11 protein-coding genes are annotated in these 11,990 nt (G+C 44.6%); 5 read left to right on the top strand and 6 right to left on the bottom strand.

Annotation, left to right across the window (positions count from 1 at the left end):
- Positions 1-153: 153 nt before the first annotated feature.
- Together OXH39_04945 and OXH39_04940 are read right to left on the bottom strand one after the other, a co-directional pair.
- Positions 154-969, bottom strand: a complete 816-nt coding sequence (locus OXH39_04945; protein ID MCY3549786.1) for an ABC-2 family transporter protein — start codon at positions 967-969, stop codon at positions 154-156.
- Positions 966-2,012 carry a Gfo/Idh/MocA family oxidoreductase gene (locus tag OXH39_04940; protein MCY3549785.1) on the bottom strand — a complete coding sequence of 349 codons (1,047 nt, stop codon included), beginning with the start codon at positions 2,010-2,012 and terminating at the stop codon, positions 966-968. Before OXH39_04940 ends, OXH39_04945 begins: the two co-directional genes overlap by 4 nt.
- Before the next feature lie 457 nt (positions 2,013-2,469).
- Here OXH39_04940 and OXH39_04935 point away from each other — a divergent pair, with 457 nt between their 5' ends.
- The 5 genes from OXH39_04935 to OXH39_04915 all read left to right on the top strand — a co-directional run bounded on the left by OXH39_04935 (position 2,470) and on the right by OXH39_04915 (position 5,463).
- Positions 2,470-3,021, top strand: coding sequence for a hypothetical protein (locus tag OXH39_04935; protein MCY3549784.1), 552 nt, complete (start codon positions 2,470-2,472; stop codon positions 3,019-3,021).
- A gap of 2 nt (positions 3,022-3,023) precedes the next feature.
- Positions 3,024-3,404 carry a hypothetical protein gene (locus OXH39_04930; GenBank protein MCY3549783.1) on the top strand — a complete coding sequence of 127 codons (381 nt, stop codon included), beginning with the start codon at positions 3,024-3,026 and terminating at the stop codon, positions 3,402-3,404.
- Positions 3,405-3,413: 9 nt separating this feature from the next.
- Positions 3,414-3,782 carry a hypothetical protein gene (locus OXH39_04925; GenBank protein MCY3549782.1) on the top strand — a complete coding sequence of 123 codons (369 nt, stop codon included), beginning with the start codon at positions 3,414-3,416 and terminating at the stop codon, positions 3,780-3,782.
- A gap of 79 nt (positions 3,783-3,861) precedes the next feature.
- Entirely contained in the window at positions 3,862-4,086 is a 225-nt protein-coding gene (locus tag OXH39_04920) for a hypothetical protein (protein ID MCY3549781.1), read from the top strand.
- 135 nt (positions 4,087-4,221) lie between these two features.
- The gene (locus tag OXH39_04915) at positions 4,222-5,463 is read left to right on the top strand and encodes a transposase (protein ID MCY3549780.1); all 1,242 of its coding nucleotides are present in this window, start codon (positions 4,222-4,224) and stop codon (positions 5,461-5,463) included.
- A 186-nt stretch (positions 5,464-5,649) separates the two neighbouring features.
- On the opposite strand, the gene OXH39_04910 is transcribed toward OXH39_04915, so the two are convergent.
- The 4 genes from OXH39_04910 to OXH39_04895 all read right to left on the bottom strand — a co-directional run bounded on the left by OXH39_04910 (position 5,650) and on the right by OXH39_04895 (position 11,706).
- Positions 5,650-7,881, bottom strand: coding sequence for a prolyl oligopeptidase family serine peptidase (locus OXH39_04910; protein MCY3549779.1), 2,232 nt, complete (start codon positions 7,879-7,881; stop codon positions 5,650-5,652).
- Positions 7,882-8,123: 242 nt separating this feature from the next.
- Positions 8,124-9,359 carry an ABC transporter permease gene (locus tag OXH39_04905; protein MCY3549778.1) on the bottom strand — a complete coding sequence of 412 codons (1,236 nt, stop codon included), beginning with the start codon at positions 9,357-9,359 and terminating at the stop codon, positions 8,124-8,126.
- Positions 9,360-9,387: 28 nt separating this feature from the next.
- Positions 9,388-10,458 (bottom strand): Gfo/Idh/MocA family oxidoreductase, encoded by a 1,071-nt coding sequence (locus OXH39_04900; protein ID MCY3549777.1) that lies wholly within the window; start codon positions 10,456-10,458, stop codon positions 9,388-9,390.
- A gap of 150 nt (positions 10,459-10,608) precedes the next feature.
- Positions 10,609-11,706 (bottom strand): dockerin type I domain-containing protein, encoded by a 1,098-nt coding sequence (locus tag OXH39_04895; protein MCY3549776.1) that lies wholly within the window; start codon positions 11,704-11,706, stop codon positions 10,609-10,611.
- Positions 11,707-11,990: the final 284 nt, after the last annotated feature.

The raw sequence follows: 11,990 nt of genomic DNA, 5'->3' as shown, positions 1-11,990 counted from the left end.
GAGGAGCGCAATCATGAAAAAATCCATGACGGAGATACTCGCTTGCGCAAATAGTTCAAAGAGAAACGAGAGTCGGTACTCCATCTGTGATCGGATGCGAAGCTTGACGAAATGGAAATAAAGTGAAAGATGGTGCATTTTTGGAGATACCTACTAACCGCCTTGTATGACCAGCCTCGAAAACCCACGGCTTAAAAGAAGCCGTCCCAGCCCAATAAAAAAGAGGTTCCATGCCATCTGCTTGCTTATCGCAATCCAGATTTTGATGCCTGTAATCTTGCCCAAATAGATACTAAACGGGACATCAATCAAACCTTCAAACGGCAACCATCTTGCGATGTGTGCTAACCATTCGGGCCACAGCGCGATCGGAACCAGCATTCCGGAAAACAAGAAAATTATGGAGTAAGAGATTCCAGAAATCCCCGTTGTATCCAGCGTCCAGAACGCACTGCTAAAAATTGTTATTGTGATCGCAGCACTCATGAGAATAGAGAGCGTCATTGAAGATGCAAACGCTATTAGGACGGTGGGTTGCTGCGGAATCGCAACCTTGAAGAAGAAAATACTGATAAGAAAAGTTGGAAGTCCCCGCATGAGCAGGTAATAACAGGCTTTACCGAATTCATCCGTGAACCAATACGTCTGGAAGTCAACCGGCTTCGTTAATTGGAGTGCAACGCTGCCGTCTTTAATCGCGTTCGTAACTTCAGATCGCGCCCCCCAAAACGGCATAAGCATGAAAGAAGACTGACAGAGAACAAAATAGGTGATAACTTCATCCAGATTGAGGGGCTGCGGACCGGTATAGACCGCATAAAAAGCAGTATAGACAAAAACATACACCAACAGAAAGAAGAAATTGGTAATCAACCCTGCAAGGTTCGCAACCCGATATTGCATCTGCTTCTGGAAGGACTTCCTCGCAAATGCCAAATAGACCTGGAATGTCAGATAGAGGGAGTTCATCCGGTCGCGGTACCTAAATCTACGATAGGCACAGATCGTCCCTTTTCCGCAGATTCGTAAATACCGTCAAGCATCTGCATCAGCATGATGCCCTGTTCCGCTGAGGAGATAGGTTTCTTGCCATCAACGATGCATTCCACGAAGTGCTTTACCTCTTCGTCAAAGCCGTTAATAGAAGGTGCACTGAGCGGTTTATCCACTTCCTTACCATTTTCTTCCGTGTAAAGGGTGAACGGGTTGAGCGTCACACCTGCTTTTGTTCCAGCGATTTTAATGTAATTGTCGCCCGGCAGGTTCAGTGCCCATGTTGTTTCAAGGATAATCGTCGCGCCGTTTTCAAAGCGGATTTGGGCGAAGGTCCCGTCATCAACATCGTATTTAACATCGTCTGGCACGAGGTGTCCAAAGTGAGAATACGACGTGCCCATGACTTCAATCGGTCTGGGGGAGTTCATGAGCCACCAGATACAATCTAACGCATGAACGCCGATGTCAATGAGCGCGCCGCCGCCTGCGCGTTCTTTATCAACAAACCAGCCTTCTTTGCCGATAGGAACGCCGCGCCGTCGGACGTAAGCAGCTTTACCGAAATAAACGTCGCCAAGTTTGCCGCCTTCAACAAGCTGCTTGAGATGCTGAGAATTTCCATCGAATCGCTGCACGAGGGCGTACATTAAGGTCTTTCCATTTTGAGCGGCTGTATCCGCCATAGCCTTCGCCTCCTGAGCACTCCGAGCAGGAGGTTTTTCACAAAGCACATGTTTGCCAGCGTTCAGGGCATCAATAGAAATAGGCGCGTGGAGGAAGTTGGGCAGACAGACACTCACAGCATCAATATCCTGATTCTTCAGCATTTCCAAGTGGTCGGTATACGTATTCGGTATTTTATGTTGCTTTGCCACCTCTCGGACGCGCGCCTTATCCAAGTCGCAGACAGCGATAACCTCTGAACGCGGGTCAAGTGTATAGCCTTTGAGATGTTGCATCCCGGGCCAACCAAGCCCGACGACTGCCGCGCGGACTTTCGTTGTTTGATTTGACATCTTATGTATTCCTTTATTTTTTCGTGTGGATTCCTATTTGTAGTTTCACGGGGTGGTCCTCGGAAACCATTCTGGTTTATCATCCTCTTCAGATTCAAAACTCCAGTCTTTAGACTGGAGATGTAGAATCTGCTAAGGGCGTGATTCATGCGACTGGGTATATTTTAAGGAATTAGTTGGACGACTGTAATTTGTATGTAGTTGTCTATTTTTAATTTGACATGCTTTTTTAGACAGGGTATAATTACACATGAGAAGGGGGAGGCATGGACTGCCATCCGATACCTCCCAAGTCAGATTCTCAATATGGCACTTTTTTGCTTGTAGCCATATCGTTTCGTGTTTAATGCGTAGGAGGCTTTTCGCCTCCTACCACATTCCATTTTAAGTATACGCGAAAATTTAATCATTGTCAAATGATTTTTTACCTTCGCGATATTAACGCGAGGAAATTCAAATGAAAGGTAAAAGGATCCCTTTGGTTTTCTTGATTTTGCTTGGAAGTATCTCTATTTTGTCTTGTGATAGAGATGAATTGGAGGAAGAACAAGAGGTAATATATTTAGTTAGGGAGGAATCTCAATACAGACATATTAACAGGTATAATGTTTTTGCCAGTATTAACGCTGGCGAAAAGGGATGGCATGAACCTCCACCTTTGAAAGGCGTTTACGTCATAATACCGAGAAGCACTGATGCTATAGGTATAGTTGGCTCAGAATACTACTCTGATAAAATTGTTCTTCAATTCTATTTCTATGGGGAAAGATTTTTTGTGCGTGCAGGTTCTGTCAGAAGTAACAATGTAAATTATGTAGATATAACTTTTGAACTGGAACCATCAGTTGGTAGTCAAATTGAAAATGGCGAAAAAATTGTAATAGATGTAGTTGAAAGAATTCGTGCTTACTTCAAGGGTCAAAGAGGGGGGTTACCTGTCTATAATGTCGTCTATTCTGCTAAAACTATTAGAAATATAACGAGAAAATTGGATATAGTAGGAGATTAAGAATGAGAACTCTATACGCGATTTTAGGATTACTTGTCATTTTCTCATTGTCAGCACATGCCGAATGTGTTAAGAAACGGGATTTAATGGATTGGATATTAGGTGAATACACTTTGGTATGTTCGGATTCATACGAATTACGCGTAAGAGAAGATGATAATCGGGAAGATATTTTGGTACGTGCAGGATTAGTAGCTGCAGGTATCTTCATCATCTGGCAAATTTATGAGTATGGACAACAGCCCAAACAGAACCCATCTTTGCTTTACTATCAGATTACTCATAGAAAACCTAAACCCATAAAATTGATAGATTCATTGGATTTAGAGCCAAATTTGTTCGTTGGCAGAAAAATTGGGTTCGGATTCACTCTGAAATTTTAAGGAGAAAAAATGAAACCGAAATCCATAATCTACGCTACTATAAGCGTATTGTTGTTTTCGAGCTGTGCTTTGCACAATCAAAAGACGGATTTGGAGATGCAGAACCTTGCGAGTCACTGGCAGGGAATGCAGTTAGAGGATTTTCTGCTCATAAATCCCGATATAAGGGATCCTATGCCTCTTGGCAACGGGAATATCAGGTATACATATATCCACGATGTAGAGACCGGCGGCGAGATATTCAGTGCTATAATGGCTGATAGGGCGGGCGAATCGACTTACAGAGACGGATATTACACTTTCTATCTTTTCGTGAATAAAGAAGGAACAATCTATAAGTGTGATTACTTTAGGAGAACAAGGACAGGATATTGGTAAAATATGGTGTCTGAGGCACAGACTGGACCCCTGTGCCTCAGGAGAATAACCCAAAAATAATTTTATTGAGGTAAACATCATGAAAACCGAAAATCCACCAATAGGACTTGAGGAACTCGAAGAAGCGTTTGAATTCTTTGTTTCTCATAATCCTGAAGCATTTGATACGGATTTTATTGACACAATGCGAAATCAGATTCGGGTTAACAGTGTTCCCAAGACAAGATTCAAATATACGCCGCTCATAAGGGCAGTACCTAATGGATATTTTGAAAAGAAACGTGCCTTGAGAAATGATAAGTAATTTTAACTGAAATCTGGAAAAAATTCAATGTTTTTCTTTTGAATTTTTGCCAGATTTTGTATTTGACAAAAAAGTGTGCTTGTGCTATACTAAGTAGATGTAAGTTTGGTAGTTGATATTGTGTGGGGTTAGGTTATGGCGTATTTCCACAGAACGAAGATTTTGAAGGTAAAAAAGCAGTCTGGTTTTTCCGATATTCAGGAAGCGTCAGCGTCTGTATGGAATGAGTGTTTGTATTTGATGGATATGTACCAATGGCATCGTGGTTATCCTCATGCTCATGATCATTTCTGGTTTGGAGGTGATTGTGAAGGTTGGATAGATAAAAACCTGTCTAAGTCACAGCCTTTGCATTCTCAAAGTATACAGGCGATTAGGAAGCAATATTTCAAGTCGTGGAAGTCTTACAGTGCTTTGAAGAAGAGTGGTGGCGTTGTGAATCCTAAACCGCCTAATAAGCGTAAGAACTATATGACGACGCGTTGGTTGAAGTCTGCGATTACTTTTGTGGATAATAGTTTGTTTGGTAAACGCCTTGTTCTTTCCATGGGTTCTAATAGTGATAAATTAGGCATACAACTGCCGTCTAACTTTAACATGTCTGAAACGGAACACATTGCTACTATTGATTTGGTTTACAACTATGGACAGTGGGAATTGCATTTTTCCTATAGATATGAGGTTAAGGATACTGATTCTGGTAAGGGCGTAGTAGGTGTGGATATTGGCGAGATACATCCTATTGTGACACATGACGGCATGGATACGCATATTTACAATGGACGGTACATCAGATCCCTGTACCGACTGCGTAATAAAGTGCTATCTGAGTTCAGTCATGCTATCAGTAGGTGTAAGCGGCACAGCAAACGCTGGTGGAAACTCACGAGGCGTAAGTGGAAACGCATCAAGAAAATTGACAACCAAATCAAAGACGCTCTCCATAAACATACCACCAAGTTCCTGAAATACTGCAAGTATAAAGGGATTGGCACGATTGTCTTGGGTGACCTGACTGGCATACGCGACAATATCAACTACGGCAATCGTGCCAATCAGAAGTTGCACCAGTGGGCATTTGGCAAGATTACGTCTTTGATTGCCTACAAGTCAAAAGTGTTAGGTATCAAGGTTGTTCAAATTGATGAGGCTTACACTTCACAAACCTGCCCGGAGTGCGGCAATAGGAAGAAACCTAATAATCGTGAGTACACCTGTAAGTGCGGTTTTGAGTATCATCGCGATGGCGTAGGTGCAATTAATATTTTGAGAAAGTATCAGGGTTGTTTAGGCGACCCTGTAGTGGCGGCAATGGGTTCGCCCCGGATGGCACCGCCCTTGGGCTTTCGCTTGGAAGTCCCTGTTGCCTTGGATTAAACCCAAGGAATGTTGCTACAAGCAACAAAAGGAATCTCCAATCTTTAGATTGGAGAGGATGTCAAGGCCCAGTTATGGTGGAATATAAAAAATATATTATTAATATTTACTGATAGGTGAACTTTGTCCAAGCGCAAGCAAATCCAGCAAAAAGGCAGCTCGTAGTAAGTCAACGTCGAACTCGCGTTATTTCAGATATTCGTCAAACCAGTTTAGTACCCGCTCCCAATAATCGGCAAGTTTTTCGTTTGACCAAGAGCCAAGAAAATGGTCTGACTCCTTGTATTTCAACAACACAACCTCTTTTCCAAGACGCGCGAGTCCGTTGAACATTTCCTGAGCCTGTTCAAAGGGGACGAAATCTTGATCTCCGTGAATAAGCAGCAAAGGGGTCTCAACCTTATCCAGATGAAAGACTGGTGAACCATCGATATAACGTTGCGGAAATTCCCACAGGGTCCCGCCCATCCCTCCCCTTCCAGTCTCGTACCAACCGGGACCAATTCCTGTATTAACAAGGTACTCACTGATTAAGTTACTCGTAGACGCAAAAGCGACTGCCGCTTTAAATCGCGTTGTTTGTGTGATAAGGACATTCACGGCGTATCCACCGTGACTATGACCGACGACTCCTAACCGTTCTGCATCTACCCTTTTAGTCGAAATAGCTGCGTCAACACCTGGAAGAATAACATCTGAAAACTGTTTGTATGGCTCGATGTTCTGTATGGGGAAGTCAGGGAATAAAAGCGCATAGCCTCGCGAAGCAAACATACCCGGATGGTTACTCCCCAAGCCCTTGCCGAGAGCAAAGGTGTTATTGATTTCTGTCGAAGGCGTTATTCCCGGATAGACACTTACAATCATCGGGGCAGGATTTTTCTCAGATGCCTCAGAGGGTAGCACAAGGATCCCTTTAACTGTTTCTCCATCTTCAAGTGTCCACTCAATGAGCTCACTTCTGCCAAAATCAATAGTTTGTAAATGTGGATTAATGTCTGTAATTTGCCACGGAGATTCAAAATTAGCATCACTCATCCAAATATTTGGCGGTTCTTGATTGCTTTCAACAACATAAATAAATTCTCCGGTTTTCTCTGCCACATCTTTATAAAAGCGACCTGTATGAGTGGTCCGGTGCTTGTCTTCTGATCGCAAAAGTGTAACTGTGTTATCTGTGAGGCTGAAACGATAAAAACTGTGACACTTTCGTTTCGCGTCATAAACTTTTATCGTGATAGCGTTGTCAACCGTTCCAGATGTATACCCCTCGCTTTGGTAGAATACATCGTGAACGGAAAACTCAAAGTTTTTTGTCAAGTTTTGTATTTTACCACTGTTTAGGGGCACTTTCCATATTTCCCCTTCCGCAAGGCAGAGGAGTGCTTCGCTTTCTCCTATCCAGAGAGGCGGTTGATAATCTCGTCCAAGGTTGACATTAAAACTTTCTGTGATATTACGAACCATATTAGTTTCTACGTCAAGAATAAAAGCATCTCCTGATGCCAGATCCCCTGCTGTTGTCCATGCCACGTACCTTGAATCCGAGGACCAACTGACAGTAATACCAGCATCTTGAAGTCGAATTTTTCTTACAAGAGGTTCAATTTCCGTAACTGAAGCATCGCTTAACTCTACTGGCAGAGGCAAAACGTAGAGGTCATATACCAGTTGTAGAGATGTTGGTGTTTCATACCCCAGACAAACCATGACAGCCACTTGTTCACCATTAGGAGCAATATCAATACTTGAAATCTCATGCTCCTTCATCAACGAAAGTGTTTTACCGGTCTTAGTATCAAGAATAATCAAGTCTACTCTACGTTCTATATCTCTTGTTTCATGTCGCTCTCCTTGAAGTTGCCCATTTTCCGACTCATAGACTTCGACAAAAGAGGTTTCTTGTGAAACTTTAGGTAAAACTTGGGGTTTGTCTTGCATAGATTCATCGAAGATTGGAACATCTGCTGAAGCAATGGATCTGACAAGAATGAAACGTCCATCTGGTGTCCATTTAGGCACTTCAAAGCCAAAGAACGTACGAACAATTGTCGATGTAAACTCCTGTATTTCTTCAGTCTCACGATTCCAGATGAATAGGTGAGGTTTACCCCTCTGGTCTGAGAAAAATGCAAGACGCGCTCCATCAGGAGACCACCTTGGTGCCCAACTTGATCCCCAGTTCGGGGTTAGGTTACGATGTTCACCTGTCCGCGTGTTTGTTACCCAAACCGTAGCCTGCACCATTTCAAACACCACACCCGTTTTAGAATATGCTGAGTCTCCGACGCTACCTTCATACGCTTTACGGTTCCGCGTGTTGTAAGCAATCCAATTTCCGTCAGAGGAAATATCAATAGGAACTCTCACAGCAAACGTGTTAAATTTAAGCAAATCTTCAAGTGTTAAAGAATTCACTTTTTCTCCCTCAATAGGATCATATATGGTGAATTATAGAATTAACTCTCACTGTGAGGCAATTTCAATAGAAGCGAAAACCTCCACCGCCGTTGGCGAGGTTCTAACCTTGCCTCTTTAGGATGTCTAAGTAATTGTAAAAACTACCATATTTTTTAAATTGATGCCTATGGTGTACTTTGCCCACGCGCCTATTAACGGTGCATCGTTAATAGTGAAATCTATTACAATTAGGTACAAATCTATTCATGGCGCAAAGCTTCTGTGGGAGTGAGACCTGCAGCTTTGTTTGCTGGGTAGAGTCCAAAGAATATGCCGATTAATCCCGAAACGCTGAACGCGATCAACGCGGCTTGGACAGAGACAACAGCGGGCCAACTCGCCTTCATAAGTTTTGAAATAACTAAACCGGAAATAGAAGCAAGGCTACTTCCGATGAGGATACCGATAAGCCCACCACAAATGCTTAAAACGATGGCTTCAATAAGGAATTGAATTAGAATGTCACGGCGCTTCGCGCCAAGGGCTTTGCGCAAGCCAATTTCACGAGTTCTCTCTGTCACGGAGACTAACATGATATTCATAATACCGATGCCACCGACGAACAGAGCAACACTCGCAACACCGCCCAAGAGTATCTGAACGATTCGACTGACATTGCCTACCTGTTTTATAATCTCCTTCGCCGTGAAAAATTCAAAGTATTTTTCATCACCGTGTTGCTGGCGCATGGCGACCTTGATTTCAGCGACGGCTTGTTCGACTTTCTCATAACTTTCGGCTTGCGCCCACAGATCGATCCAGCCTTTCCATTGCCCGATAAAACGGATCCCCATTGTGGTGAGTGGAATAATTACCCGATTATCCCACCCCTCAGATGCCATACTATTGCCCTTCTCTTCCATGACCCCAATGACGGTGAACCGTTCCGTGTTGATTTTGAGTTCAAGCCCAATCGGATCCTCCATTTTAAATAAGTCTTTTCGGACCTCAGACCCGATGACACAGATAGGTTCCCTCCGTTCCATATCGCTTTGGCTAATAAATCTACCTGCTTGAATGTACCAGTTATTAACCTCTTCATAGAAGGGTGTAACGCCGAGAACTTGAAGCGACTGATTAACGCGTTTGTGCGACACAGTAAAACTCATCTCTGACAGTGCTACCGCTGATTTCAGAGAAGGACAGTTTTCAAGGAGGAAATCAAGGTCTTCGTATTCAATATACTCCGGATGCTTATTTTCGACATACGAGCCGTCTTCCCTACGAAACGCCTCTTTCCTAAAACAGACGATCATACCTGCGCCACCGATCCGCTCCAATTCAGCGAGCATAAGGTGTTCCGCACCGCCACCGACTGAAACAACAGCCACGACAGCCGCAATACCGATGATAATTCCGAGTGTTGTTAGCACGGAGCGCAACTTGTTACGTTTCAATGCCGTCAAGCCAACAGAAACCCCTTGCGTAATCTGCATGGTTCTTTAAATTTTTTTAGGAGACTTCTCACTCTCCTGGTTTCATTGATTCGCCGTGCAACAAAAACGCACGGATATCATAACGTCCCGGGCGTTCAATGGGCAAATCTCCGTTTTCAATCATCAAATCCAGTGGATTCGCATGTGTCCGCAGCGGCAATTGGACGACTTCGTGCATTCGTGCGGATTCGTAGATTGCCATAATAATTTCGACAGCGGCGCGTCCATGCTTCGCTTCACCACGGTGTTCGGGACCACCTTCAATCCATTCAACGAGTTCGGCTGCCTGCGCGACGTGCTGGTTCACGCCATCAGAGGGACGTTCTTCCCAATCAGTAGCCTTGTTGTTGAGGAGGCGGACGCGTCCCTCTGTTACATCGGCAATGCCATCTGTCCCGTAGACGATGCCGCCTTGATAGTTCGGTCTGCCGATCTCCTGCAAGAGTTGACCGATACAGCCGTTTGAAAAGCCGACAATTCCAGCACTCCGGTCCTCAATCTGAATATCACGTTCGTAACGCTCCGTTTTCCGTTCAACGTTGCCGATAACCCACTGCGGATCCGGATCCCCGAGGACATAGCGCATCATATCAAAGAGGTGTGAGCAATCATTCAACAACCCCTGCCCACCGTGACAGACAACCTGTTGGGGTTCACCGATTGCCCCCTCAGCAATGAGGTTTCGGGCATCCGTCCACGCCGAATTGAATCTGCGTTGATGTCCAATCACCACTTTGACATCGTTCCGGCTCGCGACGATTAACATTTCATCGCATTCACCGAGACTTACACCCATCGGTTTTTCACAGAGCACTGCCTTTGGGCTTCGTGCACACGCCGCGATTGTCATGGGTGCGTGGAGTTTATGCCACGTCGCGACACTGACAATATCAAGCTCCTCGTTATCCAACATCTCACGCGCATCCAAATAGCAGTTTTCAGTGGATACGCCGTAGGTGTCTGCGAACTTGTCAAGGGCTGCCTGAATCGGATCAGCGAGTGCAACGATCTCCGTTTGCTCAACGCCCTCATAGCCACGGGCGTGGGCATTGGCAATACCACCACATCCGATAATTCCAACACGATATTTAGATGCCATGTTCATATTTCCTATAAGGGTTGTCAGTTATCGGTTTTCGGTTAAGAGATACTTTTGTAAGAATCCCCAAACTTGGTATACTCCAGAACGAGGTAAATTGTTATCTGGAGACCTCTTCACTGAAAACCGATAACCAACAACTGACAACTATTAATTACTTGTATCTTCACCAAAATGCGAAGCAACAAGGACTAAATCAAGAATATTTACTGTGCCATCACCGTTCACATCCGCCTTAAGGGATTCCCCAGACTCGCCAAGTTCGTTAGCGACAAGTACTAAATCTTGAACATTCACGGTTCCGTCATCATTGACATCCCAAGGTGTTGGTGGGGGAGGTGGCATTTCTATGGTTGTTGTGGTTGTGACTTCAGCAGTCTTCGTGCCATCTGTCTTGGAAGTTGCCGTTACATTAATTGGGTAATCGCCCGGTTTTGCGAAGAGATCCCCCGTGACCTTCAATGTCACTTCTGTAGATGCACCGGCTTCAAGCTCGACTGATCTGGCACTGAGGGCACCAAGCACACTGCCTTCAATACCCACTTCTGCTGAGGCTTCAAGCGTTACAGTATCCATCATATTACCCGTGTTCGTGACTTTGAGCGTGTAACTCACGCCTACGATAGCGTCTAACGTAGAGCGTGCAGTTTCGCCGACAATCTCTAAGGAGACACCGGCAACTGTCGGAACTGGAGGCGTTGATTCTTCACTTGTTGTATAGATATAATCACCCGTAATTCCAAAATCGGCATTGGCGGCGTTTCCAGCAGCGTAAAAGGTAATAGGACCAATATCAGCCTCAGGCGCAGTCCATTCAACAGTCCATTGGTTCTCATCATTAGTTCCCTGCGCGCTTCCCGCAGAAGTGTGCATGATATATTGCTTACTGTCTTTTTCTTTTAACTGCGTATTCGCCGCATCTGACACGCCAAAAGATCCGGCGCGTGCGCCATTGTCATCCAGCGCAGTCATTTCAAATCCCCAGCGGCTCTGCCCAGCGCGTGATAAATTGACAACAATCGTATAAACTTCATTTGGCTGATATGTTTCGGGGATTGTTAACATCAACGAACCATCTGAGTCATTCAATGCATTGCCAACGTGGCATTGTGTGCAGTTGGCTTCATTCAGAGCCCCTGTTAGCCCTTCTGGTGGGCCAAAAGAGAACGCAAATGCGCTACCAGTACTTACAACGAAAAGCAGCACAAGCACGCCCCAAATAGGTAAACTATTTCTTCGATAAATCAAAAAACTTCTCCTTTTGCGTATACACCAAAAAACGCCCCAACGCCGACTGCTAATCGGCGTTGATTCGCGGTTAGCTAAACCGGCAGATTGGGGCGTTTACTTTTGAAGCGTTAGTTTTGGCTCGCAAGCTTCGCCAAAACGCACTTTATAGCACTTTCGCTGCTATACCTATTTGAGGATAACCATCCGTCGGGTTGCAGTAAAGTCTACCGTCTGCAGCGTGTAGAAGTAGATACCACTCGCTACGCGCTCTCCTACAGCATTCCTGCCATCCCAATACGCAG

It is taken from the genome of Candidatus Poribacteria bacterium (genome assembly GCA_026702755.1).
In the GTDB taxonomy this organism is placed as follows: domain Bacteria; phylum Poribacteria; class WGA-4E; order WGA-4E; family WGA-3G; genus WGA-3G.
Note: the sequence above shows the minus strand (reverse complement) of the source record. Positions and strands in the feature narration are given on the sequence as shown.